Source organism: Variovorax sp. 10N420, from assembly GCF_056394705.1.
This window is the reverse complement of sequence record NZ_JBFTIJ010000001.1, coordinates 688411-713717: the sequence shown is the minus strand read 5'-3', so window position 1 is coordinate 713717 and position 25307 is coordinate 688411. Positions and strand designations below refer to the sequence as shown.

The following is a 25307-nucleotide window of genomic DNA, read 5'->3' as shown; positions in this document are numbered from 1 at the left end:
AAGTGAAAAGCCGGGGGGCCAATCCACCGGCCGCCGCCGGGCCGCCCCAAGGCGGCCGGGCCTCCCCCTTGGGGGGTGGAGTTACACGAAGCGATAGCGGAGTGAAAAGCCGGGGGGCTTACGAGCTACCAAAGCTTCCACCAAGGATCATCCTTGGAGCGGAAGCCGCGCGCCATGTATGTGCTCTGAGGGTAATTCTTGGTCAGCACGCGCTTCGCGTCGTCACGAAGATCGGTGAGCCCGAGCTTGTCGTAGGACATGACCATGATGTAGAGGGCTTCTTCGAGTGCGGGAGCGTCCCGGTAATCCGCCACCGCCGCTTGAGCGCGGTTGATGGCCGCGAGATAGGCGCCTCGTTCGTAGTAGTACCTGGCGACGTGCACTTCATACTGCGCGAGCGAATTCACGATGTAATTCATGCGCGCACGCGAATCCGGCGCATAGCGCGACTCAGGGAAGCGGGTCACCAGATCCTTGAAGGACGCGAACGATTCCTTGGCTGCCTTCTGGTCGCGTTCGGACAAGTCCTGGCGCGTCATGAAAGAGAAGAGGCCAAGGTCGTCGTTGAAGTTGATCACACCCTTGAGATACAGCGCGTAGTCGAACGCCGGACTCGCGGGGTGGAGCTTCATGAAGCGGTCGAGCGTTGCAACCGCCTGCACCTTGTCGCCAGCCTTGTACTGGGCATAGGCCTTGTCGACCTGGGCTTGCTGCGCCAGCGGCGTCCCGGCGGCGCGGCCTTCGAGCTTTTCGTAGAGCGGCACGGCCTTGTCGTACGCGCCGGAGTCGGCCTCATCCTTGGCTTCGGAGTAAATCTTGTTGGGACTCCAGTTCGCCGTCTTATCTTCCTTGGTGGATGAGCAGCCGGCCACCAGCCATACCGCTGCACACAAGGCCAGCCAACCAGGGACAACCGATAATTTGGCGCGAAACATCAAAGAAGGCTTTCGTGAAACAGTTGCCGTCAATTATATCGGCCGGCCCCTCGGGCAACCCCTCGGAGGCGGCCGAGCACGAGGAGGCCGGTGACCTGTCCGAAGCCAGCGAGATTCGCAATTTCCTGATCGGCGAAGCCCAGCACGGGCAGCGACTCGACCGTGCGCTCGCGGCGCTGGTGCCCGAGTTTTCACGCAGCTACCTGCAGCAATTGATCGAGGCCGGTGTCGTCGAACTCCAGGGACGGGTGATCACCAAGCCGTCCGCTTCCGTTCATGCCGGCGAATCGGGGCGCGTCGAACTGCGGCCAACGCCGCAAAGCCAGGCGTTTCGGCCTGAGGCCATTGATATCGAAGTCCTTTTCGAGGACGAGCACCTCCGGATCATCGACAAGCCGGCAGGATTGGTCGTTCATCCGGCTCCGGGAAATTGGAGCGGCACTTTGCTCAACGGGCTTCTGGCGCTCGATCCGAAAGCTGCATTGCTTCCGCGTGCCGGCATCGTCCACCGGCTCGACCGGGACACGAGCGGCTTGATGGTGGTCGCGCGCAGTAGGGCAGCCATGGACGCCCTGGTGGCGTTGATTGCCGCGCGCGAAGTGAAGCGCCAGTACCTTGCGCTCGCGCACCGGAGCTGGCAGGGCACCCGGGCACGGCACGTGGACAGCGCAATCGGCCGCGATCCGCGCAACCGCCTTCGAATGGCGGTCGTCGACCTGGAGCGGCATTCGGGCAAACCGGCGCGCACGCTGATCGAGTTGCTCGACACGAACGATATCGGCTGTGCAGTGCGGTGTACCCTGGAGACGGGGCGCACGCACCAGATTCGCGTGCACATGGCGTCCATAGGGCATCCCCTCGTCGGCGACGGGCTTTACGGCGGGGCCGATGCGGCCGGGTTGACGCGGCAGGCGCTTCATGCGTTCAGGCTCGGATTCGTGCACCCGATGACCGGCGAAGCGATGGAGTTTCTGTCGCCGCCGCCGCCGGATCTCGTGCACGGTCTGTCGGACTGGGGGCTGGATTACAATCGCGCCTGACGGTCCCGAGGGCCGCGCCGGCGACCTGATGCCGGCCTCGCGCTGCGAATGCCGCGTGCCTGCAGCGCCTTCTTCCATCCATCTGAACAAGCGTCCTCGAGGCGCCTTTTCCCGGATAACGCGAACCATGAATACGGCGGATGCCAAGCGCATTCTCGAAACCGCCTTGATCTGTTCGACCCAGCCGTTGCCGGTGCGCGAACTGCGCGTGCTGTTCGACGACGAACTGGGCGCCGACACGATCAAGTCGCTGTTGATCGAATTGCAGGAAGACTGGTCGCAGCGCGGCCTTGAACTCGTGAGTGTCGGCAGCGGCTGGCGCTTCCAGAGTCGCCCCGAAATGCGCGACCACCTTGACCGCATGCATCCCGAGAAGCCGCCGCGCTATACGCGAGCCGCCCTCGAGACGCTGGCGATCATTGCCTATCGCCAGCCCGTGACGCGCGGAGACATGGAAGACATCCGAGGCGTCACCATCAACTCCCAGATCCTGAAGCAACTCGAAGATCGCAACTGGATCGAAGTCATCGGCCACCGCGAGACTGTCGGGCGGCCGGGGCTCTACGCGACCACCCGGCAGTTTCTCGACGATCTCGGCCTCGCCTCTCTCGATCAGTTGCCGGTGATCGAATCTCCAGCACAGCAAGGCACGCTCATCGATGCCCTGCAGCAGGCGGCTCGCGGCGACGGCGACCAGCCGGCCTTGCCGATCGAAGAGCCCTTGGCCGATCCCGAGCCGGCCCCAACGGCGGAAGCCGAAGTTGCCGTTGTTGCCGATCCTGCAGAGCAGCCGCAGCCCGAGACCGTAGCCCGCGAAATCCGCGAGCTCGACGACACGTTCGTCAGCTTCGGCGAGGCCGCGCAGACAAGTGCCGAGCCCGAAACGTCCCCATCCTCCTCTCCCGTCGACGCAGAAGCAGCGCCCGATGAGGCCGACACCACCGCCGTCCCTTCCGGAACCCGACCATGAGCCCCAAGAATCCCGAAGACGCAGCCACTCTGCCGACCGAACCCGCTATCGAGGAGCGAGGGGATGTCGCGCCAAGCCAACCTGCGGAAGGAGCGGCCATCCCCACGACCGACGAAGCCGCCGAGGCCCCGCGCAAGCGGCGACCACGCCGGCGGAAACCGGTTGGCGAAACGCCCGTTGAAGCCGTATCCGACGAGGCTGTGACGTCCGGCGAGTTGCCGGTGCAGGTTGCCGAGGAGCGTCCGGCAGAGCAGGCCGAGGAAGCGAAGCCAGCGAGGCCAGCAAAGCAAGCAGAGAGGGAACTCCCTGCAGCAGCGGATGAATCCTCGTCTCATGACGAAGTGGAAGAGGATGAAGATTACGAGCCGGACGAGGAAGAGGACGATCTCGACCGCGCCCGCCGTGCTGCCGAGCGTGAGCAGCGGAATGCGCCACCCCCCGAACCCATCCGCTTTGCGGACGTGATTTCGGGCCAGTTCGACGCTGATGAGGAAAGCCCCGAGGTTCCGCCGCTCAAGCGAGTGCTCTTGCCGGAAGCCGATTCGCCGAAGCTGCACAAGGTGTTGGCGCAGGCCGGACTGGGTTCGCGTCTGGAAATGGAGCAACTCATTCTCCAGGGTCGCATTTCGGTCAATAACGAGCCGGCCCACATCGGTCAGCGTATTCAATATGGCGATCAGGTCAAGCTCAACGGCAAGCCGATTCGCTACCGCATCGCGCCACCCCCGGCGCGCGTGATCGCCTATCACAAGCCCGTGGGCGAAGTCGTCACCCACGACGATCCGCAAAACCGTCCGACAGTATTTCGCAAGCTGCCGCGCCTGCAGCAGGGCAAGTGGCAGTCCGTCGGCCGGTTGGATCTCAACACGGAAGGTTTGCTGCTTTTCACGAGCTCAGGCGAGTTGGCCAACCAGCTCATGCATCCCCGCTTCGGCCTCGAACGCGAATATGCCGTTCGGGTGCTCGGCGCGCTGAGCAGCGAAGAGAAGCAGCGCCTGCTCGACGGAGTTCGGCTCGACGACGGCATGGCGCAGTTCGGCACCATCGAAGAAGGTGGCGGCGAAGGCTCCAACTGCTGGTATCGGGTGACGATTTCCGAGGGGCGCAATCGTGAAGTGCGACGGCTTTTCGAGTCCGTCGGACATGCGGTCAGCCGCCTGATTCGTATCCGCTACGGCGCCATGGTGTTGCCGCGCGGTCTCAAGCGGGGCGCCTGGATGGAGCTCGACGAACGCGACATCCGAGCCTTGTTCCAGGCCGCCGGCGGCGCTGCGGAGCGGCCCGGACGCGCCAACGGAAACGGGAGCGGCAAGGGCCCCAGCCAGGACGGCGGCGGGCGCAACGGCCGCAATCGCAAGCGGCGCGGCAACCGCAACGGCGGCAGTCCACAGGGAAATGACCGCGACACGCCGATCCCGAATCCGCTGGCACATGGTCCTGGCGCGAGATCCGAGCGGGCTGACCGGGGAATGGGCGGAGGCAAGGGGCCACCGCAAGGACGTCGCAATCGCGGCGACCAGCAAGGGCAGGGGCAAGGCCAGCAGGGCCGGAATCGCCCAGGTGAGGATCGCCATCCCAGCGGTGCCAATCAGCCCGACCCGATGAAGACATCACTCGGCTATATCGGCGCCGACAGCTTTTCGCGCCAGCGCAAGGAGCAACGCCAGGGGCCGCGCCGTGGCGGTCCATCGGGCGGCGGCTTCGGCGGGCAGGGCGGCGGTGGCGGCGGTCGCCGTCGCGGTCGCTGATATTCGATTCGGCGGCAGTCTTTCGCTCGCTACTCGCGGGTTGATGCTGTCTCGCCGGCTAAAATCATGGGCTTTGTCAAGCGCCGCAATGTCAGCATTTCGGCACTGATGAATTCCATTCAAATTCAAGCACTCAGGAAAGCACTTCAATGGCCATCGAACGCACCCTCTCCATCATCAAGCCCGACGCCGTTGCAAAGAACGTCATCGGCAAGATCGTTTCCCGCTTCGAGGCCGCCGGCCTCAAGATCGTGGCCGCCAAGCTCGTGCACCTGTCGCGCAGCGAAGCTGAGCAGTTCTACGCTGTCCACAAGGAGCGCCCCTTCTTCAAGGACCTCGTCGAATTCATGATCTCGGGCCCGGTATTCGTTCAAGTGCTCGAAGGCGAAGACGCCATCGCCAAGAACCGCGACCTGATGGGTGCCACGGACCCCAAGAAGGCAGCCGCCGGCACCATTCGCGCCGACTTCGCCGACAGCATCGACGCCAACGCCGTGCATGGCTCGGACGCTCCTGAAACAGCCAAGAACGAAGTCGCCTTCTTCTTCGCCGGCCTCAACGTCTACGCGCGCTGAAGGTCGCCCCACGCCCCGACGCAATGACTACGGCCAATCTGCTCGACTTCGATCTGGAGGGGTTGGCCGCGTTTTGCGAACGGCTGGGTGAAAAGCGCTTCCGCGCGACGCAGCTGTTCCGTTGGATCCACCAACGGGGCGCCAGCGACTTCGCGCAAATGACCGACCTCGCCAAGACGCTGCGCGAGAAACTCGCGACCACCGCACGCGTCGAGGCGCTCCCGGTGATCACGCAGCATGAATCAACCGACGGGACCATCAAGTGGCTCTTCGATGTCGGCGACGGCAATGCGGTCGAGGCCGTGTTCATTCCCGAGGACGATCGGGGAACGCTGTGCGTTTCGTCGCAGGCTGGCTGCGCCGTAGGCTGTCGCTTTTGTTCGACGGGCCATCAGGGCTTCAGCCGCAACCTCACGACCGGCGAGATCGTTGCCCAATTGTGGTTTGCTGAGCATTTCCTGCGAAAGCATCTCGTGCGCGGCGAGCGAGTCATCTCGAATGTCGTGATGATGGGTATGGGCGAACCCCTGCAGAACTACTCTGCGCTGGTGCCGTCCTTGCGCACCATGCTCGACGACAACGGCTATGGCCTCTCGCGCCGGCGTGTCACGGTTTCGACTTCGGGCGTGGTGCCGATGATCGACCGCCTGGGGGCGGATTGTCCCGTTGCCCTCGCCGTATCGCTGCACGCGCCGAATGATCCGTTGCGCAATGACTTGGTGCCGCTCAACCGAAAGTACCCCATCGCCGAACTGCTGGACGCCTGCAAGCGCTATCTGGCGCATGCGCCGCGAGATTTCATTACCTTCGAATACTGCATGCTCGATGGCGTGAACGACCAGCCTGAGCATGCCCGTCAACTGATTGAGGTTGTGCGGTCGCAGGGCGTTTCATGCAAGTTCAACCTGATTCCTTTCAATCCTTTTCCCGCGTCCGGGTTGCTGCGTTCGCCGCAGCCCCGTGTGCTGACTTTCGCGAAGATCCTCAGCGAAGCCGGCATCGTGACCACGGTGCGGAAGACCCGTGGTGATGACATCGACGCCGCCTGCGGCCAACTGGCCGGCGACGTGAAGGACCGCACCCATGCCGCGGAGCGCATGGCGCAGCGGCGCACGGTCATCTTGCATCCGGCCCGGGCCGGAGCATCCAAATCCAAAGCCGAGGAGCAATGACCCGATGAGCAAGGCCTTTCCGACACTGCACGGACGAGCAATGCGAGCGCTCCTGGGCCTCGCCGCCGTCTTCGTGCTGGCATCCTGCGTAAGCACCAAGAACGCGAGCTTGCCATCGAATTCCACGGCCAATGCTGCAGCCATCGTGACGGAGTCCGACGAAACCAACGCCCGCAAGCGCGCCAAATTGCGCGTCGAACTCGCGATCGGGTATTACCAGCAAGGGCAGACGACGGTCGCTCTGGACGAAATCAAACAGGCGGTCGCGGCGGACCCCACCTTTGCCGACGCCTACAACCTCCGCGGCCTGATTTACATGCGGCTCGATGATCCGGCCGGCGCGGAGGACAGCTTCCGCCGTGCCATTGCCTTGGATCCGCGAGATCCGAACGTGCTTCACAACTACGGGTGGCTGCTTTGCCAGCAGAACCGCTATGCCGACGCCCAGCAGCAGTTCACGGCGGCCTTGTCCGTCCCGTCCTATACCGAACGCCCCAAGACGCTCATGACCCAGGGCCTGTGCCAGCTCAGGGCCGGCCAGAAGGCCGAAGCAGAGCGCAGCCTGACGCAGGCTTACGAACTCGAAGCCGGCAACCCTGTGGTTGCCTACAACCTGGCAGCACTTCTGGCGGGGCGCGGCGAATGGTCGAGGGCGCAGTTCTACATCCGACGCGTCAACAACAGTCCAGCGGCCAGCGCCGAGACGCTGTGGCTGGGCATCAAGATCGAACGCCAACTGAACAACCGCGAGGCGAGCACTCAGTTGGGCGGGCAATTGCAGCGTCGTTTCCCTGACTCCAAGGAAGCGTCGGCATACGACCGCGGGAATTTCAATGATTGAGCGTGCGAGCGAGTTCGGGGCATCCGCGGCGGTGCCCCTGGTGGGTGGCGACAGTACGCACATGACTGCCGGGGACATGCTGCGCGAAGCAAGGGAAGCGCACGGCCTGCATATCGACATGGTCGCCGCTGCCCTGAAGGTGTCGCCGCAAAAGCTGGTCGCGCTCGAAGCCGACGACATCGAGTCGTTGCCCGATCCGGTGTTCGCCCGTGCTCTTGCGGCCAGCGTCTGCCGGGCGTTGCGCATCGATCCCGCCCCGGTGCTGGCAAAGCTTCCAGGCGCACAACGCCCCGGGCTGGCCGACGCGGACCGCGTCATCAGCAAAAGCCTGCGTTCTTCGTCACCGCGTTCGGGTGGCGGTGCCGGGGGACTGCCGTCTCGCGCCTTGTTGACGGTGGTTGTATTGCTGTTGATTGGTGCCGCGGTTCTGTTCTGGCTTCCGCAGTCGCTTTTCGACGAACTCGGCGCATCGATTTCCCGCTGGACGACACGCGACACGGCGACCGAACAGGCCGCCGTGGCGCCCAAGGCGGAGCCCGCCGCGCCAGGCGCGGTGAACGAAGCCGCCCCCCCGCCGACGGCGATGGTCGTCCAACCTCCCGCCGAACCCGCGGTGGTGGAGGAGCCCGCTCCCGCGGCTGCCGTCCCGAGCAATGACCTGATCGTCTTCGTCGCGCGCGACGACACCTGGGTCAGCGTGACCGAAGCTGGCGGCAAGCAATTGCTACATCGCACGGTCAAGGCCGGCGAAACGGTCGGATTGAACGGCAAGTTGCCACTGACCGTGGTGGTGGGGCGCGCAGCCGGCCTGCAGGTTCAAGTGCGCGGCAAACCTTTCGACCTTGCGCCGCTCACGCGTTCCGGAGGTGTGGCACGCTTCGACGTCAAACCTTGAGCGACACATCATGACTGAAGCCCTCAGCACCATCGGCTGCCTGCCGATCGAACCCGCCGCGCCCAAGGCAAGGCGCTCCCGTCAAGCCAGCGTGACCTGGGGGGCTCGCACGGTCACCGTTGGCGGTGATGCGCCGGTGCGTGTCCAGTCGATGACGAACACCGACACGGTCGACGCGATCGGCACCGCCATCCAGGTCAAGGAACTGGCGCTCGCCGGCTCCGAGATGGTCCGGATCACCGTCAATACGCCCGAGGCCGCCGCGCAGGTGCCGTACATCCGTGAGCAGCTCGATCGCATGGGCGTCGATGTTCCGCTCATCGGCGACTTCCATTACAACGGCCACCGCTTGTTGACTGATTACCCGGCCTGCGCCGAAGCGCTCAGCAAGTACCGCATCAATCCCGGCAACGTCGGCAAGGGCGACAAGCACGACCGTCAGTTCGGCCAGATGATCGATGCGGCGATGCGGTGGAACAAGCCGGTTCGCATCGGCGTCAACTGGGGCAGTCTCGACCAGGAACTGCTCGCCAGCCTCATGGACATCAACAGCCAGCGCGCCGAGCCATGGGACGCGAAGCTGGTCATGTACGAAGCGCTCGTGACGTCTGCCATCGAATCCGCGCGGCTCGCCGAATCGATGGGGATGGACGGGCGCCAGATCATCCTCAGCTGCAAGGTCAGCGGCGTGCAGGACCTGATCTCGGTCTACCGCGAACTCGCGAAGCGATGCGACTATGCCTTGCACCTGGGCTTGACCGAAGCCGGCATGGGAACGAAAGGCACCGTCGCTTCGGCCACCGCGCTTTCAATCCTGCTGCAGGAAGGCATCGGCGACACCATCCGCGTTTCTCTCACGCCCCAGCCCGGTGAATCGCGTACCCAGGAAGTGATCATCGCCAACGAGATCCTGCAGGCACTGGGGCTGCGGGTTTTCGTCCCGAGCGTCACAGCGTGCCCAGGCTGCGGCCGAACCACCAGCACCACGTTCCAGGAACTCGCCAAGCAAATCGACGACTATCTGCGCATGCAGATGCCGGTGTGGCGCACGAAGTATCCCGGCGTCGAGACCATGAAGGTCGCGGTGATGGGATGCATCGTCAATGGCCCAGGCGAAAGCAAGCATGCCGACATCGGCATCAGTCTGCCCGGCACCGGCGAAGCCCCTGCTGCCCCCGTCTTCATCGACGGCGAAAAGGCGCTCACGCTGCGCGGCGACAACATCGCCAACGAGTTCCATCAACTGGTCGAAAAATACATTGAAAAGCGTTTTGGCAGCGCCGATGCTGCGCAACTCGCCTGATCTCATCCATGGCTGAAAAACTCAATGCCGTCAAAGGCATGAACGACATATTGCCGCCCGAATCGGCGCGCTGGGAGTGGCTCGAATCCACGGTCCGCGAACTGATGGGGCGCTATGCCTATCGCAACATCCGCACGCCGGTCCTCGAACACACGGCGCTGTTCGTGCGGGGCATTGGTGAGGTGACCGATATTGTCGAGAAGGAGATGTACTCCTTTCACGACCGCTCGGACAAGTATGGCGACAACGATCACCTGACGCTCCGGCCCGAGAACACGGCCGGCGTGGTGCGCGCCGTGATCGAGCACAACATGCTGTATGACGGCGGCAAGCGCCTCTGGTACATCGGCCCGATGTTTCGTCGCGAGAAGCCGCAGCGCGGCCGTTTTCGGCAGTTTCACCAGATCGGCGCAGAGGCGCTCGGATTTGCCGGCCCCGATGTTGATGCCGAACTCATCCTCCTCGCGAATGCGCTATGGAAAGTCATCGGCCTGACGGACGTCCGCCTTGAACTCAACAGCTTGGGGCAGCCCTCCGAGCGCGCGCTGCACAGGGCCGAGTTGATCGCGCACTTCGAAAAGCACGCCGACCAATTGGACGAAGACGCCAAGCGCCGTCTGCACAGCAATCCGCTGCGCATCCTCGATACCAAGAACCCCACCATGAAAGCCGTCGTCGAATCGGCTCCGAAGCTGATTGACTTTCTTGGCGCCGAATCGCTCGCGCACTTCGATGGACTCAGGGCCATCCTCGATGCCAACGGCGTCGCCTACACCATCAATCCCCGCCTGGTGCGCGGGCTCGACTACTACAACCTGAGCGTGTTCGAGTTCGTGACCGATCGGCTGGGCTCTCAGGGCACCGTGTGTGCCGGCGGCCGCTATGACGACCTGATCGTGCAGATCGGCGGCAAGCCTGCGCCCGCTGTCGGTTGGGCCATTGGCGTGGAGCGAGTGCTCGACCTCATGAAGGAGCAGGGCACGCCTATCCCGGCTTCCGTGCCCGACGTCTATGCCGTGGTTTCTGATGCCGCGGCAATGCCGATCGCCCTGCGCACGCTGCAACAGTTGCGTGACGCAGGCGTGCGTGCCCAGATGCATGCGGCCACCGCAGATGGGCTGGGGAGCTTCAAGTCCCAGTTCAAGAAGGCCGATGCCAGCGGTGCCACGTTCGCCCTGATCTTCGGAGCCGACGAACTCGCCCGTGGCGAGGTCACCGTGAAGGCGCTGCGCGACGGGACCGGTGCCCAGTCGACCCGCTCTTTGACCGATCCGGCCGCTTGGGCCGCCACCCTACAATCCTCCGCTCCCAACAACTGACAGCGCATGGCCACCCATCTCGATCTCGAAGAACAGGAACAGCTCGACCAGCTCAAGCATTTCTGGAACACCTATGGCACCTTGATCACCTGGGTCGTGCTTCTCGCGGCCGGTGCCTTCGTGGCATGGAACGGCTGGCAATACTTCCAGCGCAACAAGGCCGCCCAGGCGTCCGCGCTCTATGACGAGGTCGAACGCAGCGCGCAGGCGGGCGACACTGCCCGCATCGAACGGACCTTGGCCGACATGAAGGACAAGTTTTCCGGCACCGCGTACGCCCAACAGGCTGGCTTGCTGGCTGCGAGGGCGCTCTACGAAAAGGGCAACGCCGATGCATCGCGCTCCGCGCTGGGCTGGGTGGCCGAACATGCAGTCGACCCCGGTTACCAGGCGGTCGCCAGACTGCGGCTTGCTGCCGAGTTGCTTGACGCAAAGTCCTATGACGAAGCCCTCAAGCAGCTCTCCGGCGATTTCCCGAAGCAGTTCGAAGCGCTGGTCGCGGACCGCAAGGGCGATATCTATCTCGCTCAAGGCAAACGCGATGAAGCCAAGGCCGAGTACCAGAAAGCCTGGACGGCTTTTGATCCGCGCACCGAGTACCGCCGCCTCGTCGAGATCAAGCTCAACGCTGTCGGCGTCGACCCGAAGAGCCTGGCTTCCACCGCCAGCGCTGCATCCCCTGCGAAGACCACACCATGAATTTCAAGCGTTTCCTGCCTTCAGCGCCCATCCTGCGCACCGGGGCTGCCGTGGTTCTGATTGCCGCATTGGCGGCGTGCTCCGGCACATCGAGGCCGAAGCCCGCCGAACTGGGCGCCAATCCTGGGCTGATGAGTGTTCGCCAGGCGTGGAACGTCAAGATCCCGGCCGTCGAGTTCCCGTTGTCGGTGGCTGTGAGCGGCGATCTTGTCGCTGTCGCTGCGAGTGACGGCACGGTCGCCATGATCGATGCACGAGCTGGGCGCGAGGTCTGGCGCGCGAGCGTCGGCGAGCCTCTGCTGGCTGGCGTCGGCACTGATGGTTCCGTGGCCGCCGTGGTGACGGCCAACAGCGAACTCGTTGCGCTCCAGAGCGGCAAGGTCCTGTGGAAGCAGCGCCTGACGGCGCAGTCCTTCACGGCGCCGCTGGTCGCTGGCCGCCGGGTGTTCGTGCAGACAGCCGACCGCACCACCAGTGCCTGGGACGGCCAAAGCGGCCGTCGCCTCTGGTCCCAGCAGCGCACTGCCGAAAACCTCGTGCTGAAGCGCTCCGGCGTCATGCTGGCCGTGGGTGACACGCTGGTCGTCGGCGTCGGCGGGCGGCTCGTCGGCATGAATCCCGCCAATGGAACGTCGCGCTGGGAGGCGCCGATCGCAGCCCCGCGCGGCACCAATGATGTGGAACGCCTCGTCGATTTGACCGGCAGCGTGAGCAGGGTGGGCGACAGTGTCTGCGCCCGTGCGTATTCGGCCACCGTTGGCTGTGTCGATACGACCCGCGGTTCGCTGGTCTGGAGCAAGCCCGCGGCTGGCAATGATGGCGTAGGCGGAGACGATCGCTTCGTCTATGGCACCGAAGAAAACGGCGCCGTGATCGCTTGGCGCCGCTCCGATGGCGAGCGCGCCTGGCAGCAAGCCGACCTGTTCAAGTACCGCACCCTGACGGCACCGCTCGCCGTGGGCCGGTCGCTGATCATCGGCGACACCGCAGGACTGCTGCACTTCCTGTCGCGCGACGACGGCTCCGCACTGAACCGCGTCACGCCCGATGGATCCGCCATCGTCGCAACGCCGGTCCTGGCCGGCAACACGGTCGTGGTCGTCACCCGCAATGGCGGCGTGTTCGGCTACCGGCCGGAATAACGTGATGGAAGGACGCCTTCGATGAAGCCGGTCATTGCGCTGGTCGGGCGTCCCAACGTGGGCAAGTCGACCTTGTTCAATCGGTTGACGCAGACGCGCGACGCCATCGTCGCCGACTTCGCCGGGCTCACGCGCGATCGCCACTACGGCAACGGCCGCCAAGGCAAGCATGAGTTCATCGTGATTGACACCGGTGGTTTCGAACCCGACGCGGGCAGCGGCATCTTCAAGGAAATGGCCAAGCAGACCCGGCAGGCCGTTGCCGAGGCCGACGTGGTCATTTTCGTCGTCGACGCGCGCGAAGGTTTGTCGGCCCAGGATCACGACATCGCCAACGAATTGCGGCGCCTCGGGAAGCCTTGTGTGCTGGTCGCCAACAAGGCCGAAGGCATGCACGACGGCACGAAGCTGGTCGACTTCTACGAACTCGGGTTCGGCGAGGTATACGGCATCTCCGCGGCCCACGGACAGGGAATTCGTGGCCTCGTCGAGTTGGCACTCGAACCGCTCCAACTGCCGGAGCCGGAGGACGACGGGGAAGACGACGTCAACAAGCCGATCAAGCTCGCAGTCGCAGGCCGTCCCAACGTCGGCAAATCGACACTGATCAACACCTGGCTCGGCGAGGAGCGGCTGGTCGCCTTCGACCTGCCCGGAACTACGCGTGATGCCATCGTGGTTCCCTTCGAGCGCAACGGCCAGCGCTTCGAGCTCATCGATACGGCCGGGCTGCGCCGCAAGGGCAAGGTGTTCGAAGCCATCGAGAAATTCTCGGTCGTCAAGACGCTGCAGGCCATCGAATCGGCCAACGTGGTGCTGCTGTTGCTGGACGCGACGCAGGGCATCACCGACCAGGACGCCCACATCGCAGGCTACATTCTCGAGAGCGGCCGTGCGGTGGTGATCGGGGTCAACAAGTGGGACGCGGTGGACAGCTACCAGCGGGAGCAATTGCAGCGGCAGATCGAAACGCGCCTGCCCTTCCTGAAGTTCGCTTCATTGCATTTCATCTCAGCCGCCAAGCGCCAGGGGCTTGGGCCGCTGTGGCAATCGATCGTGCAGGCTCACAAGTCGGCAACACGGAAGATGTCGACGCCTGTCCTTACGCGCCTGCTGCTCGAAGCCGTGCAATTCCAGGCGCCCAAGCGATCCGGGATGTATCGACCCAAGATGCGCTACGCCCACCAGGGTGGGATGAATCCGCCGGTGATCGTGATCCACGGCAATTCGCTTGAGCACGTCACCGATGCGTACAAGCGCTTTCTCGAAGGACGATTTCGCAAGGAGTTCGATTTGGTCGGCACGCCCTTGCGTATCGAGCTCAAGACCTCGCACAATCCATACGTGGACAAGGACAATTGATCACGCCGTTCCGGTCTTTGAGAATCGTTATTTTTCCAAGGCCATTGGCGTTTTTTGCTGCAGCGCAGAATCGCTGTGTTAAGGTGACCGGCTCAACAACAACTCTTGAACACGGAGAATATCGTGAGCAATAAAGGGCAACTTTTACAAGACCCATTTCTGAACACCTTGCGTCGTGAGCACGTGCCGGTTTCGATCTATCTGGTCAACGGCATCAAGCTGCAAGGTCAGATCGAGTCGTTCGACCAGTACGTCGTGTTGCTTCGCAATACGGTGACCCAGATGGTCTACAAGCATGCCATCTCCACCATCGTGCCTGGGCGGGCCGTCAACTTCTCGGCTGCCGAGAACGAAGACGCAGCCGCCTGAACGGCACGGAGCGCGGTGGTTCGTCCACCGCGCTTTTCCCAATGTGATACCGATTGTCTGAACCCATTCCCCGCAAGGAAGGCGCCGTCGTTCTTGTCGGCGTGGATTTTGGCCTGCCCCATTTCGACGGCGAACTCGAGGAACTCGGCCTCCTTGCACAAACCGCCGGACTCGAACCCGTCGCGCGTCTCGTGTGCAAACGCAAGGCGCCTGATGCCGCCCTTTTTGTGGGAAGCGGCAAGGCCGACGAAATCCGAGAACTCGCCGAACTGCATCGCGCCAGCGAAGTCATCTTCGACCAGGCGTTGAGCCCGGCGCAGCAGCGCAACCTCGAGCGTCAACTCGGTGTAGCGGTCTATGACCGCACCTTTCTCATACTGGAAATCTTCGCCCAGCGCGCCCGATCGCATGAAGGCAAGCTGCAGGTCGAGCTTGCCAGGCTGCAGTACCTGAGCACTCGGCTGGTGCGCCGCTGGTCGCACCTTGAGCGTCAGCGCGGCGGCATCGGAACGCGCGGCGGCCCAGGCGAAACGCAGATCGAGTTGGACCGCCGAATGATCGGCGAGGCGATCAAGCGCACGCGCGAGCGGCTCGGCAAGGTGCAGCGCCAGCGCGGCACCCAGCGGCGCCAGCGCGAGCGCCGCGACACATTCAACATTTCTCTGGTCGGCTACACGAATGCCGGCAAGTCCTCATTGTTCAATGCACTGGTCAAGGCGCGAGCCTATGCGGCCGACCAGTTGTTCGCGACGCTCGACACGACCACTCGCCAGCTTTACCTGGGCGATGCGAGGCGCAAGGTCTCGCTGTCCGACACCGTCGGCTTCATCCGCGAACTCCCGCACGGCCTGGTCGATGCCTTCAAGGCCACGCTGCAGGAGGCCGTCGACGCCGATCTGCTGCTCCACGTCGTCGACGTCTCCAATCCCAACCACCCTGAGCAGATGGCCGAAGTGCAGACCGTGCTCGAGGAGATCGGCGCCGACACGGTGCCTCAGCTTTTGGTCTTCAACAAGCTGGATGCTCTTGAAACCGGCCAACGACCCCTGCAGATGTGCGATGAGATGAACGTCGACGGGGTCCAAGTGCCCCGCATTTTCGTGAGCGCCCACACGGGGGAGGGCATCCCTGCATTGCGAGCCGAGCTGGCACGCAGATCCGGTCCGCCCGATGAGGGCATGACCCCAGACACCGCCGCCGAATTGCACAATGCCGCGAATTGAATTGGGCACAATCACCTTCACTGACTAAAGAACAGAACCGAATGAATGCAAAGCCAGTGTGGAGACGGTTTTCCGGCATGTTCAACCTGAACGACGGCCGATGGGGCCGGGGCGACGATTCCTCGTCAAACGGTGATCGACCCTCCGGTAACCGGCCGGACGGCGAGCCTCCCTCGCCACCCCCGGGAAACAACAACAACCGTCCGCGCGGCCAAGGTCCCAACCAAGGACCACCGGACCTCGACGAACTCTGGCGTGACTTCAATCGCAAGCTGGGCGGTCTGTTCGGCGGCGGGCGCGGTGGCGACAACCGCCCTGGCGGCGGCAACGGCGGTGGCCTCAAGCCCGACATGAAGAACGCGGGCTTCGGCATCGGCCTCGTAGCCGCGGTCGCTGTCCTGATCTGGCTGGGCACTGGCTTCTTCATCGTCAATGAAGGCCAGCAGGCAGTGATCACGCAATTCGGTCGATACAAGACGACCGTCGGGGCGGGCTTCAACTGGCGCCTGCCTTATCCGATCCAGCGCCACGAGCTGGTGGTGGTCACGCAGATCCGCTCCGTGGATGTGGGCCGAGACACCATCGTTCGTTCCACGGGCCTTCGCGAGTCGGCCATGCTGACCGAAGACGAAAACATCGTCGAGATCAAGTTTGCCGTGCAGTACCGCCTGAGCGATGCGCGGGCGTTCCTGTATGAAAGCAAGTCGCCCAGCGACACTGTGGTGCAGGTCGCCGAAACCGCGGTCCGCGAAGTGGTCGGCAAGATGCGCATGGATGCGGCACTCGCCGACGAACGCGACCAGATCGCACCGCGCGTGCGTACCCTGATGCAAACCATTCTCGACCGCTACAAGGTCGGGGTCGAGATCGTGGGCATCAATCTTCAGCAGGGCGGCGTTCGACCCCCTGAGCAAGTGCAGGCCGCTTTCGACGACGTCCTCAAGGCTGGACAGGAACGCGAGCGCACCAAGAACGAAGCGCAGGCTTACGCGAACGACGTGGTGCCGCGCGCCACCGGTACGGGCTCGCGCTTGAAGGAAGAATCCGAAGCCTACAAGGCCCGGATCATTGCGCAGGCGCAGGGCGATGCGCAGCGCTTCAGCTCGGTGCTGACCGAATACCAGAAGGCGCCGCAAGTTACGCGCGACCGCATGTATACCGATGCGATGCAGCAGATCTACAGCAGCACGACCAAGGTGCTGATCGACTCCAAGCAAAACTCCAATCTGCTCTATCTTCCGCTGGACAAGCTGGTACAGCAAAGCGCCCAGAACAACGCAGCCACTCCGTCTGATGCCGCGAGCCCCAACGTCGCAGGCACGGCACCGCCGCAGTCGTCGGTCATTCCCGTTGCGCCCAACATAGGCGATGCCCGTGCACGCGATGGCCGCTCACGTGACCGCGACGTGCGCTGAGGACAGAACCCATGAACAGAATCGGATTCATCGTCTCTACGATCCTCGTGGTGCTTGCACTGGCGAGCTCGACACTCTTTGTCGTTGACCAGCGCCAATTCGGTGTGGTCTACGCCCTCGGGCAGATCAAGGAAGTCATTACCGAGCCGGGCTTGAATTTCAAGCTGCCGCCGCCTTTCCAGAACGTGTCGTACATCGACAAGCGCCTGCTGACCTTGTCGAGCATCGATCCCGAGCCCATGCTGACGGCCGAGAAGCAGCGCGTCGTCATCGATTGGTACGTACGCTGGCGCATCACCAACCCTTCGGAATACATCCGCAACGTCGGCCTCGACGAGAACGCCGGCGCGGTGCAGCTCAACCGGGTCGTGCGCAATGCGTTCCAGGAAAACATCAACAAGCGCACGGTGCGCGACCTGATTTCCGTGCGTCGCGAAGCCCTGATGGCTGACGTCCAGCGCGAGGTCCTGGCGGTGGTGAAGGGTGCCAAGCCATGGGGCGTCGACGTCGTCGACGTCCGGATCACGCGCGTGGACTATGTCGAGGCGATCACCGAGTCGGTCTATCGCCGCATGGAAGCCGAGCGCAAGCGTGTCGCCAACGAGCTGCGCTCCACGGGCGTTGCCGAGGGCGAGAAGATCCGCGCAGATGCCGATCGTCAGCGCGAAGTGATCGTGGCAAACGCCTATCGCGACGCACAGAAAATCAAGGGCGAGGGCGATGCCCGTGCCGCAAGCCTGTATGCCGAGGCCTTCGGGCGCGATCCGCAATTTGCGTTGTTCTACCGAAGCCTCGATGCCTACAAGCAAAGCTTCAACAAGAAGAGCGACGTGATGGTGCTGGATCCGTCCTCCGATTTCTTCCGATCGATGCAGAGTTCGGGATCGACCTCGAGCGCACCGCGTCGGTAGCTGAGACGCGCGCCCCGCTTGACCGAAATCTGGGTTCCACGTGGACACTGACACGTTCTGGAGTGCGCTGGCGCTCGTCCTGGTGATCGAAGGGTTGCTGCCCTTTCTTTCGCCAGGCGGCTGGCGGCGTGGCTTCAGCCAGTTGATGCAGTTGCGAGACGGGCAACTGCGCTTCTTCGGGCTCTGCAGCATTCTCCTTGGCCTGTTTCTGCTCTGGGTTTTGGGCTGACGCGCTGCCGGTAGAATCCCGGTTTAACCACGCCCCCGATCCCCATGTCCGCCTGGGTCCTTCCGGATCACATTGCCGATGTGCTGCCTTCCGAGGCCCGCCACATCGAAGAACTTCGACGCGAACTGCTCGATACCGCCCGTGGCTACGGGTACGAGTTGGTCATGCCGCCGTTGCTCGAACACCTCGAATCGCTGCTTTCCGGTACCGGGGAGGCGCTCGATCTTCAAACCTTCAAGCTGGTCGACCAGCTCTCGGGCCGCAGCATGGGTTTGCGCGCGGACACCACGCCCCAGGTGGCGCGCATCGATGCACACCTTCTCAATCGGGCCGGGGTGACACGCCTTTGCTATTGCGGCCCCGTCCTCCACACGCGCCCTGATCGCCCGCACGCCACTCGGGAGCCGCTTCAGTTCGGCGCCGAAATCTACGGCCACGCAAGGCTCGAGGCCGATACGGAAATCCTTCACCTGGCGCTGGACTGCCTGTGCGCCGCCGGGTTGGCGGGCCATGCGCAGGCGCCTGTCATCGTCGACATGGCGGACGCGCGCATCGTTCGTTCATTGTTTGCTGGTGTGTCGGTCGACGCTGCCGCCATCGCCCGCGTGCATGCGGCGCTGGCCGCCAAGGATTCGAGCACCCTGCGCAGTCTCACGGCCGCATTTCCAGCGTCCGCGCGCGAAGGCCTCCTGGCGCTCGTCCAGTTGTATGGCGATGCCGCAGTTCTCGACGAAGCCGCCAAGGTTTTGCCCGACAGCGCAGGCGTGCGCGCGGCCTTGTCCGACCTGAAGCAACTCGCCGCTCACATTGAAGGGCCTGAAGGGGCGCGCGTGACCTTCGACCTCGCGGATCTGCGCGGCTACGCTTACTACAGCGGCATGCGCTTTGGCATCTACACCGAAGGTGCCAGCGACGCCCTGGTGCGCGGTGGCCGTTACGACGAAGTCGGCGCCGTTTTCGGGCGCAACCGTCCGGCTGTTGGCTTCAGCCTCGATGTGCGTGAACTGGTCGGGGTGCTGCCGGCGAGGCCCTTGCGTGCCGCAATTCGCGCGCCTTGGAGCGATGCCGAGGTGCTCAACAAAACCATTGCCGAATTGCGCAGCAAAGGCGAAACCGTGGTGTGCGTATTGCCTGGCCATGACAGCGAGATCGACGAATTCCATTGCGACCGCGAGCTCGTCGAGCACGGCGGGCAATGGCGCGTGCAACCCATCTGAATCCTCTGAAGCGAAACATCATGAGCGTAACCACCGGAAGAAACGTGGTCGTCGTCGGCACCCAGTGGGGCGACGAAGGCAAAGGCAAGTTGGTCGACTGGCTGACCGAGAGCGCGCAGGGAGTCGTCCGATTCCAGGGCGGGCACAACGCGGGCCACACACTGGTGATCAATGGCGTGAAGACAGCCTTGCACCTGATCCCGAGCGGCATCATGCGGCCAGGCGTCAAGTGCTACATCGGCAACGGCGTGGTGCTTTCGGCTGCCAAGCTCTTCGAAGAGATCGAAGGACTTGAAAAGGCAGGCGTCGAGGTGCGTTCGCGCCTTCGTATCAGCGAAGCGTGTCCGCTCATCCTGCCCTTCCACGCGGCCCTCGACATCGCTCGCGAGGCCTATCGCGAGAAGGGCGGCATCGAGAAGATCGGCACGACCGGCCGGGGCATCGGCCCCGCCTATGAAGACAAGATCGCCCGTCGCGCCTTGCGTGTGCAGGACCTGAAGCATCCTGATCGTTTCGCCACCAAGCTGCGCGTTCTGCTTGACCTGCACAACCATGTGCTGACCCAGGTGCTCGGTGCTTCCGCCATCGACTTCGACGTGGTCTATGACGAAGCCATGCGCCATGCCGAACTCCTCAAGCCGATGATGGCGGACGTGTCGCGCGAACTCAACGACGCGAACAAGGCGGGGGCCAATCTGCTGTTCGAAGGCGCGCAAGGCACGCTGCTCGACGTCGACCACGGCACCTATCCCTACGTCACCTCGAGCAACTGCGTGGCGGGCAACGCGGCCGCAGGTTCGGGCGTCGGGCCGGGCATGCTGCACTACGTGCTCGGCATCACCAAGGCCTATTGCACGCGCGTTGGCGGTGGGCCGTTCCCCACCGAACTCGACTGGGAAAAGCCCGGCACGGTGGGCTACCACCTGAGCACGGTCGGGGCCGAAAGAGGTGTGACCACCGGACGCAGCCGTCGCTGCGGCTGGTTCGACGCGGCGCTGCTGAAGCGCTCGGCGCAGGTCAACGGCCTGAGCGGACTCTGCATCACCAAGCTCGATGTGCTGGACGGGCTGGAAGAATTGCAGCTGTGCACCGGCTATGAGCTGGACGGCGAATACACGGACATCCTGCCGATGGGCGCCGACGAGATCGAACGCTGCACACCGGTCTATGAAAAGCTCGAAGGCTGGAGCGAAAGCACGGTGGGCGTGACGCAATACGACAAGCTGCCGATCAACGCGCGGCTGTACTTGCAGCGCATCGAGCAGGTCACGGGCGTGCCAATCCACATGGTGTCGACGAGTCCCGATCGCGATCACACGATCATGATGCGCCATCCCTATCTGGCTGATTGACCCACCCGCAGGAGACGATTTTCATGTTGACCGAAGACGGCAAACACCTTTACGTGAGCTATGACGAGTATCACAACCTGATCGAGAAGCTCGCGATCAAGGTGTACCAGTCGGGCTGGCAGTTCGACACCATCCTGTGCCTTGCTCGCGGCGGCATGCGCCCCGGCGATGTGCTGTCGCGCATCTTCGACAAGCCGCTGGCGATCATGTCGACCAGTTCCTATCGCGCGGACGCCGGCACCATCCAGGGCCATCTCGACATTGCTCGCTACATCACGACGCCCAAGGGCGAGATCGCCGGCAAGGTGCTGCTGGTCGACGACCTTGCGGATTCGGGCCACACGCTGCATGCCGTGGTTGAAATGCTCAAGAGCAGCTACAAGCCCATCACCGAACTGCGAAGCGCCGTGCTCTGGACCAAGGCGCTGTCGACCTTCACGCCCGACTATTCGGTCGAATTCCTGCACACGAATCCCTGGATTCACCAGCCCTTCGAAGGCTACGACTCCATGGGCGCCGAGAAGCTGATGGAGAAGTGGTCGGTCTGACCGGCCAAGGTCTCCTGGCGGCTAGCCGCTCAGTCGCACGTAGGTCGACAGCAGGGCGCTCTTCGTCACCACGCCGAGCAGCACGGGTCGTTCCTCGCTCTCGATCACCGGCAGCCGCTCGCCGCGGTGCTGCAGAAAGCGTTCGAGAGAAGCGCTCAGGCCCATGTCCGCAGTGATCGCCTGGATCGACTCCGACAGCAAGTCTGCCGCGCGTGGCTGTCGGTTCGCCTGGCTCTCGGGCAACGCTCCCAGCGCCGACAAGGGGACGACCCCGAGATAGCGCTGCTCCACGTCGACGACATAGAGATACTTGACCGGGTATTGCAGAAACAGACGACTCATCGTTTCCCGGTCCGCATCCGGGCTGATGACTGTATCAGCAGGCTCGACCAGATCGCGTGCGCACAGGGCGCGCAGCCGAAGCTGTTCGTCGTGCTGCTCGCGGCGATGCACGGTGATCTCGTACATGGAGCCGGCATCGGCCGAGCGGGCCACGAAGTACGCAATGACGCTGGCGGCCATCAACGGCAACATCACCTGGTAGCTCAGCGTCATCTCGAAGATCATCAGGATCGCCATCAGGGGAGCCTGGCTGGCCGCCGCCAGGAACGCGCCCATGCCGACGATCGCGTAGGCAAAAGGTGCCGAAGTGGCAAGCGGCCAAAGCGCGTGGGCGGCTTGGCCGAAAAGCGCGCCGATCATGCAGCCGACAAACAGTGACGGTGTGAACACGCCGCCGACCGCGCCGGAGCCTGCCGTCGCCAAGGTTGCGATCGTCTTGCCCGCCAGCACCAGCGCGATCGTGACCCAGGGCCAAGGCGAGTGCAGCACCGCGTTGACCACGCTGTAGCCATTGCCCCAAGCCTCCGGCAATGGCACCGAAATCAGCCCCACGACAAGGCCGCCCAGCGCCATCCGCCAGGGCAGCGCCATGGGCAGGCGCGCAAAGAGCGCACGCGATGCGCCGAGCGAACGCAGGAAGCCGACGGAGGCAAAGCCGAGAAGCACGCCCAGCAGCGCGAAGAGCAACACCTCCGCGCCATGGACGAGGGGGAAGGGCGGCATTTCGTACGGAGCTTGATAGCCCGGCAGCGCCCGCATCGTGATGTTGGCAACCACCGATGCAATGATGATCGGGCCAACGCTTTCCATGGCAATCGAGCCCAGGACGATCTCGGCCACGAAGAAAGCGCCGGCGATCGGCGCGCTGTAGGCGGCCGTGAGCCCCGCCGCAGCGCCGCAGGCGACCAGCAGCCGCAACCGCTCCACCGGGAGCCGCAAGGCGCTGCCCAGGAGAGACGCGCTCAGGGCGGCAAGCTGGACCATCGATCCTTCACGACCAATCGATCCGCCGCTGGCGATGCTGACCAGCGATGACGCGCTGCGCGTCAAGGTTTGTCTTGCCGGGATGCGCCCATCTCCCAGGACGATGGCCTCCATGTAATCGGAGGTCGACTTCTGCACCGCCGCTCGACGCGCCCAGACCAGCAGCAGCCCAGCGACGAGGCCGCCGGCGGTGGGCGTGAGGATGCGCGCCCACCAGGGCAGGCTGTGCGCGATCTTCACCAGCCCGCCGCTCTGCCCGAGCAGCAGAAGTTCCAGACCGTAGAAGGCCGCGCGGAAGAGTTCGGTGGCGAGCGCGCCCAGTAGTCCGGCCACGATGGACCACAGGAGCATGGACTGCCAGGCGGTGACGCCGAAGGCGCGTTGCAGGGCCGCGCGGGCGCTCAAGAGGACAGTCGCGACACGGGTCATGCGGATGCTGGCTTCAGTGGACAAAGGGACGATGTTAGCCACGCGCAGCTGGGTCGTGCGCAGCCTGACCCAGTCGACTAGCATGGCGGGATGCGAAAGCCCATCACCGACCTGATCCACCATCCGTACATCCCGCCCGCGAATTTCGCGGCGCCGCAAGCGGGTGTCTACAAGGCGTCGACTGTGTTCTTTGCCGATGTCGCCGCCATGCGCGCGCGCGACTGGAAGACCAAGGCCGGCTACACCTACGGTCTGCACGGCACGCCGACCACCTTCACTCTCGAAGAGCGTCTTGCCGCTCTCGAAGGCGGCACCGAATGCCTGCTGCTCCCGAGCGGGCTCGCGGCGATCTCGCTGGTGTGCTTTGCGCTTCTGAAGACCGGCGACGAGGTGCTCATCCCGGACAACGCCTACGGCCCGAACAAGGCGCTCGCGAATGGCGAACTCGCCAATTTCGGCATCACCCACAAGCTCTACGACGCGATGAATCCGGCGGACCTCGCGGCCAAGTTGTCCAACCGCACCAAGCTCGTATGGGTGGAGGCGGCCGGCTCGGTCACGATGGAATTCCCCGATTTGCCGGCCCTGGCCGGCGTCTGCCGTGCGCGCGGGATCGATGTCGCGCTCGACAACACCTGGGGCGCCGGACTCGCCTTCGCGCCCTTCGACTTCAACGGCAGCGGACAGGGCGTCGACATTTCCGTGCATGCGCTTACCAAATATCCGAGCGGTGGCGGCGACGTGCTGATGGGCAGCGTGATCACCCGCGACGAGCGCCTGCACAGGGCGCTCAAGCTGACCCACATGCGGATGGGCATCGGCATCGGCGTCGGCGACGTCGAGACGCTGCTGCGATCGCTCCCGAGCATTGCATTGCGCTATGCAGCTCACGACCGCAGCGCGAGAGAGTTGGCCCGCTGGTTCCAAGACCGTGCCGAGATCGTGCAGGTGCTGCATCCTGCCCTCGAAGGCTCGCCAGGGCACGAGCATTGGCTGCGCCTCTGCGGTGCATCCGACCTCGCGGCCGGCCTGTTTTCGGTGGTTTTCGATGCACGCTACGGCACGGAACAGATCGATCGCTTTTGCGACAGCCTGGCACTTTTCCGGCTCGGCTACTCGTGGGGAGGCCCCATCAGCCTGGTGGTGCCGTACGACATCGGCCTGATGCGCGATCCCGCGGTTGCGCCGTGGCCGCACAAGGGAACACTGGTGCGCTTCTCCATCGGCCTGGAGGACGTCGAAGACCTGCGCGCCGACCTGGAACAGGCTCTCGGGGCACTCTGAACCGGCGCGGATATCGCGTACAGTCCGATCAAGCGCAGTCAACCTGACTGCCTCGCCCGAAGGAGAAGCAGTGGCAACACCCAACTATGGCTATGAAAAGCGCCAGAAGGAACTGGCAAAGAAAAAGAAGAAGGAAGAAAAGGCAAGGGAAAAAGCCAGCCGCAAGCTTTCGCCCAGCAGCGATGGGTTGGCCCCGGGTGATCCGGAAACCGACGTGGCCTCGCTTGAACGCGACCCACCGACCATTCCCGAACTGCCCACCAAGAACGGCTGAGTCGATTGCCACCACCCAACAGAAAGCCGCCGCAGGCAAGCGCCCGCGGCGGCTTTCTTGCTTTTTCGTTTACTTCGGCAGCATCTTCCGCAAGGGCGTCCACACGTTGTCGAGCATGCGGGGCTGCGCAACCGCTGTCGGATGAATGCGGTCCGCCTGGAACAGCATGGCCGCGTCGGGACTGTCCGCCACCCCTTTCAGCAGGAAGGGCACGATGGGTGCCTTCGTTGCGCTGGCGATCTTCGTGAAGATCGCCTCGAAGCGCCGCGTGTAGTCGCTGCCATAGTTGGGCGGCACCTGGATGCCCACGATCAGCACCTGCGCGCCGGTGGCCTGCGCGGCCTTGGTCATCTGCAGCAGGTTGTCTTCAGTGCTTGCGAGCGGCAGCCCCCGCAGCGCATCGTTGGCGCCCAGTTCCAGCACCACGAGCGTGGGTTGGTGCTGAGCGAGCAGCCCCGGCAACCTGGCGCGGCCGCCCGAGGTCGTGTCGCCGCTGATGCTGGCGTTGATCACCGTGGCGGGAATCTTCTGCTCGGCCAGGCGCTTCTCCATCAGCGGCACCCAGCCATCGCCACGCTTGAGTCCGTATTCCGCAGAAAGCGAGTCGCCGACCACCAGGATCACGGGTTGTTTGCCCGTCGCGGCCAGCGCTTCGAGCGACAGGGATGCCCCCGCAGTGCCGGCCAGCGTGCCGCTCAAGATAAAGTGACGTCGATTCACTTCGCGAAA

Annotated in this window: 25 protein-coding genes; 22 read left to right on the top strand and 3 right to left on the bottom strand. The window is 63.9% G+C overall.

Annotated features, from left to right (window positions below):
- Nucleotides 1-125 precede the first annotated feature (125 nt).
- Entirely contained in the window at nucleotides 126-935 is an 810-nt protein-coding gene (locus tag AC1DEK_RS03340) for an outer membrane protein assembly factor BamD (RefSeq protein WP_478123762.1), read from the bottom strand.
- 14 nt (nucleotides 936-949) lie between these two features.
- Here AC1DEK_RS03340 and AC1DEK_RS03335 point away from each other — a divergent pair, with 14 nt between their 5' ends.
- The 20 genes from AC1DEK_RS03335 to AC1DEK_RS03240 all read left to right on the top strand — a co-directional run bounded on the left by AC1DEK_RS03335 (nucleotide 950) and on the right by AC1DEK_RS03240 (nucleotide 21265).
- A complete protein-coding gene (locus AC1DEK_RS03335) occupies nucleotides 950-1975 on the top strand; it encodes an RluA family pseudouridine synthase (RefSeq protein WP_478123761.1) in 1026 nt (341 codons plus the stop codon).
- A gap of 127 nt (nucleotides 1976-2102) precedes the next feature.
- Complete coding sequence (scpB, locus tag AC1DEK_RS03330) at nucleotides 2103-2945, top strand: SMC-Scp complex subunit ScpB (RefSeq protein ID WP_478123760.1); 843 nt, start codon at nucleotides 2103-2105, stop codon at nucleotides 2943-2945.
- Nucleotides 2942-4693 (top strand): pseudouridine synthase, encoded by a 1752-nt coding sequence (locus tag AC1DEK_RS03325; RefSeq protein WP_478123759.1) that lies wholly within the window; start codon nucleotides 2942-2944, stop codon nucleotides 4691-4693. The genes scpB and AC1DEK_RS03325 overlap by 4 nt, the downstream gene beginning before the upstream one ends.
- 149 nt (nucleotides 4694-4842) lie before the next feature.
- The gene (gene ndk / locus AC1DEK_RS03320; protein ID WP_286568383.1) at nucleotides 4843-5268 is read left to right on the top strand and encodes a nucleoside-diphosphate kinase; all 426 of its coding nucleotides are present in this window, start codon (nucleotides 4843-4845) and stop codon (nucleotides 5266-5268) included.
- Nucleotides 5269-5291: 23 nt separating this feature from the next.
- On the top strand, nucleotides 5292-6440 hold the full coding sequence (rlmN, locus tag AC1DEK_RS03315) for a dual-specificity RNA methyltransferase RlmN (protein ID WP_478123758.1): 1149 nt from the start codon (nucleotides 5292-5294) through the stop codon (nucleotides 6438-6440).
- 4 nt (nucleotides 6441-6444) lie between these two features.
- Nucleotides 6445-7281 carry a type IV pilus biogenesis/stability protein PilW gene (gene pilW, locus AC1DEK_RS03310; RefSeq protein WP_478123757.1) on the top strand — a complete coding sequence of 279 codons (837 nt, stop codon included), beginning with the start codon at nucleotides 6445-6447 and terminating at the stop codon, nucleotides 7279-7281.
- Nucleotides 7274-8176, top strand: a complete 903-nt coding sequence (locus AC1DEK_RS03305) for a helix-turn-helix domain-containing protein (RefSeq protein WP_478123756.1) — start codon at nucleotides 7274-7276, stop codon at nucleotides 8174-8176. Before pilW ends, AC1DEK_RS03305 begins: the two co-directional genes overlap by 8 nt.
- Nucleotides 8177-8186: 10 nt before the next feature.
- Nucleotides 8187-9479, top strand: coding sequence for a flavodoxin-dependent (E)-4-hydroxy-3-methylbut-2-enyl-diphosphate synthase (gene ispG / locus AC1DEK_RS03300; RefSeq protein ID WP_478123755.1), 1293 nt, complete (start codon nucleotides 8187-8189; stop codon nucleotides 9477-9479).
- 8 nt (nucleotides 9480-9487) lie between these two features.
- Complete coding sequence (gene hisS / locus AC1DEK_RS03295) at nucleotides 9488-10798, top strand: histidine--tRNA ligase (RefSeq protein WP_478123754.1); 1311 nt, start codon at nucleotides 9488-9490, stop codon at nucleotides 10796-10798.
- Between the two features lie 6 nt (nucleotides 10799-10804).
- Nucleotides 10805-11497 carry a YfgM family protein gene (locus AC1DEK_RS03290; protein WP_478123753.1) on the top strand — a complete coding sequence of 231 codons (693 nt, stop codon included), beginning with the start codon at nucleotides 10805-10807 and terminating at the stop codon, nucleotides 11495-11497.
- Complete coding sequence (gene bamB, locus AC1DEK_RS03285; protein WP_478123752.1) at nucleotides 11494-12639, top strand: outer membrane protein assembly factor BamB; 1146 nt, start codon at nucleotides 11494-11496, stop codon at nucleotides 12637-12639. Before AC1DEK_RS03290 ends, bamB begins: the two co-directional genes overlap by 4 nt.
- A 21-nt stretch (nucleotides 12640-12660) precedes the next feature.
- Nucleotides 12661-14001 carry a ribosome biogenesis GTPase Der gene (der, locus tag AC1DEK_RS03280; RefSeq protein WP_478123751.1) on the top strand — a complete coding sequence of 447 codons (1341 nt, stop codon included), beginning with the start codon at nucleotides 12661-12663 and terminating at the stop codon, nucleotides 13999-14001.
- A 123-nt stretch (nucleotides 14002-14124) separates the two neighbouring features.
- Nucleotides 14125-14370: an RNA chaperone Hfq gene (gene hfq / locus AC1DEK_RS03275; protein WP_055796495.1), complete on the top strand. Its 246-nt coding sequence runs from the start codon at nucleotides 14125-14127 to the stop codon at nucleotides 14368-14370.
- Nucleotides 14371-14423: 53 nt separating this feature from the next.
- Nucleotides 14424-15593 carry a GTPase HflX gene (gene hflX / locus AC1DEK_RS03270; RefSeq protein ID WP_478123750.1) on the top strand — a complete coding sequence of 390 codons (1170 nt, stop codon included), beginning with the start codon at nucleotides 14424-14426 and terminating at the stop codon, nucleotides 15591-15593.
- Nucleotides 15594-15670: 77 nt separating this feature from the next.
- Nucleotides 15671-17008, top strand: coding sequence for an FtsH protease activity modulator HflK (gene hflK, locus AC1DEK_RS03265; RefSeq protein ID WP_478123749.1), 1338 nt, complete (start codon nucleotides 15671-15673; stop codon nucleotides 17006-17008).
- An 11-nt stretch (nucleotides 17009-17019) separates the two neighbouring features.
- The gene (hflC, locus tag AC1DEK_RS03260; RefSeq protein ID WP_478123748.1) at nucleotides 17020-17919 is read left to right on the top strand and encodes a protease modulator HflC; all 900 of its coding nucleotides are present in this window, start codon (nucleotides 17020-17022) and stop codon (nucleotides 17917-17919) included.
- 40 nt (nucleotides 17920-17959) lie between these two features.
- A complete protein-coding gene (locus AC1DEK_RS03255; RefSeq protein WP_478123747.1) occupies nucleotides 17960-18148 on the top strand; it encodes a DUF2065 domain-containing protein in 189 nt (62 codons plus the stop codon).
- Nucleotides 18149-18192: 44 nt separating this feature from the next.
- Nucleotides 18193-19365 carry an ATP phosphoribosyltransferase regulatory subunit gene (locus AC1DEK_RS03250; protein WP_478123746.1) on the top strand — a complete coding sequence of 391 codons (1173 nt, stop codon included), beginning with the start codon at nucleotides 18193-18195 and terminating at the stop codon, nucleotides 19363-19365.
- A 20-nt stretch (nucleotides 19366-19385) separates the two neighbouring features.
- The gene (locus tag AC1DEK_RS03245) at nucleotides 19386-20717 is read left to right on the top strand and encodes an adenylosuccinate synthase (protein ID WP_478123745.1); all 1332 of its coding nucleotides are present in this window, start codon (nucleotides 19386-19388) and stop codon (nucleotides 20715-20717) included.
- Nucleotides 20718-20740: 23 nt separating this feature from the next.
- The gene (locus AC1DEK_RS03240; protein WP_478123744.1) at nucleotides 20741-21265 is read left to right on the top strand and encodes a phosphoribosyltransferase; all 525 of its coding nucleotides are present in this window, start codon (nucleotides 20741-20743) and stop codon (nucleotides 21263-21265) included.
- A 21-nt stretch (nucleotides 21266-21286) separates the two neighbouring features.
- On the opposite strand, the gene AC1DEK_RS03235 is transcribed toward AC1DEK_RS03240, so the two are convergent.
- Nucleotides 21287-23020: a ClcB-like voltage-gated chloride channel protein gene (locus AC1DEK_RS03235; protein WP_478123989.1), complete on the bottom strand. Its 1734-nt coding sequence runs from the start codon at nucleotides 23018-23020 to the stop codon at nucleotides 21287-21289.
- Between the two features lie 90 nt (nucleotides 23021-23110).
- Between AC1DEK_RS03235 and AC1DEK_RS03230 the strand changes: the two genes are divergently transcribed.
- A complete protein-coding gene (locus AC1DEK_RS03230; RefSeq protein WP_478123743.1) occupies nucleotides 23111-24304 on the top strand; it encodes a PLP-dependent transferase in 1194 nt (397 codons plus the stop codon).
- A 70-nt stretch (nucleotides 24305-24374) separates the two neighbouring features.
- Nucleotides 24375-24578, top strand: coding sequence for a hypothetical protein (locus AC1DEK_RS03225; protein ID WP_478123742.1), 204 nt, complete (start codon nucleotides 24375-24377; stop codon nucleotides 24576-24578).
- Between the two features lie 69 nt (nucleotides 24579-24647).
- Here the strand turns inward: AC1DEK_RS03225 and AC1DEK_RS03220 are convergent, their stop codons facing one another.
- The gene (locus AC1DEK_RS03220; protein WP_478123741.1) at nucleotides 24648-25298 is read right to left on the bottom strand and encodes an arylesterase; all 651 of its coding nucleotides are present in this window, start codon (nucleotides 25296-25298) and stop codon (nucleotides 24648-24650) included.
- Nucleotides 25299-25307 lie beyond the last annotated feature (9 nt).

What these genes read in the sequence shown, in the direction of transcription:
- hisS (WP_478123754.1), top strand. Translation starts at nt 9,488, where the DNA reads ATGGCTGAAAAACTCAATGCCGTCAAAGGCATGAACGACATATTGCCG.
- hflC (WP_478123748.1), top strand. Translation starts at nt 17,020, where the DNA reads ATGAACAGAATCGGATTCATCGTCTCTACGATCCTCGTGGTGCTTGCA.
- AC1DEK_RS03290 (WP_478123753.1), top strand. Translation starts at nt 10,805, where the DNA reads ATGGCCACCCATCTCGATCTCGAAGAACAGGAACAGCTCGACCAGCTC.
- hflK (WP_478123749.1), top strand. Translation starts at nt 15,671, where the DNA reads ATGTTCAACCTGAACGACGGCCGATGGGGCCGGGGCGACGATTCCTCG.
- rlmN (WP_478123758.1), top strand. Translation starts at nt 5,292, where the DNA reads ATGACTACGGCCAATCTGCTCGACTTCGATCTGGAGGGGTTGGCCGCG.
- AC1DEK_RS03245 (WP_478123745.1), top strand. Translation starts at nt 19,386, where the DNA reads ATGAGCGTAACCACCGGAAGAAACGTGGTCGTCGTCGGCACCCAGTGG.
- ispG (WP_478123755.1), top strand. Translation starts at nt 8,187, where the DNA reads ATGACTGAAGCCCTCAGCACCATCGGCTGCCTGCCGATCGAACCCGCC.
- der (WP_478123751.1), top strand. Translation starts at nt 12,661, where the DNA reads ATGAAGCCGGTCATTGCGCTGGTCGGGCGTCCCAACGTGGGCAAGTCG.
- AC1DEK_RS03305 (WP_478123756.1), top strand. Translation starts at nt 7,274, where the DNA reads ATGATTGAGCGTGCGAGCGAGTTCGGGGCATCCGCGGCGGTGCCCCTG.
- AC1DEK_RS03240 (WP_478123744.1), top strand. Translation starts at nt 20,741, where the DNA reads ATGTTGACCGAAGACGGCAAACACCTTTACGTGAGCTATGACGAGTAT.
- AC1DEK_RS03325 (WP_478123759.1), top strand. Translation starts at nt 2,942, where the DNA reads ATGAGCCCCAAGAATCCCGAAGACGCAGCCACTCTGCCGACCGAACCC.
- AC1DEK_RS03340 (WP_478123762.1), bottom strand. Translation starts at nt 935, where the DNA reads ATGTTTCGCGCCAAATTATCGGTTGTCCCTGGTTGGCTGGCCTTGTGT.
- AC1DEK_RS03235 (WP_478123989.1), bottom strand. Translation starts at nt 23,020, where the DNA reads ATGACCCGTGTCGCGACTGTCCTCTTGAGCGCCCGCGCGGCCCTGCAA.
- pilW (WP_478123757.1), top strand. Translation starts at nt 6,445, where the DNA reads ATGAGCAAGGCCTTTCCGACACTGCACGGACGAGCAATGCGAGCGCTC.
- ndk (WP_286568383.1), top strand. Translation starts at nt 4,843, where the DNA reads ATGGCCATCGAACGCACCCTCTCCATCATCAAGCCCGACGCCGTTGCA.
- scpB (WP_478123760.1), top strand. Translation starts at nt 2,103, where the DNA reads ATGAATACGGCGGATGCCAAGCGCATTCTCGAAACCGCCTTGATCTGT.
- AC1DEK_RS03250 (WP_478123746.1), top strand. Translation starts at nt 18,193, where the DNA reads ATGTCCGCCTGGGTCCTTCCGGATCACATTGCCGATGTGCTGCCTTCC.
- AC1DEK_RS03230 (WP_478123743.1), top strand. Translation starts at nt 23,111, where the DNA reads ATGCGAAAGCCCATCACCGACCTGATCCACCATCCGTACATCCCGCCC.
- bamB (WP_478123752.1), top strand. Translation starts at nt 11,494, where the DNA reads ATGAATTTCAAGCGTTTCCTGCCTTCAGCGCCCATCCTGCGCACCGGG.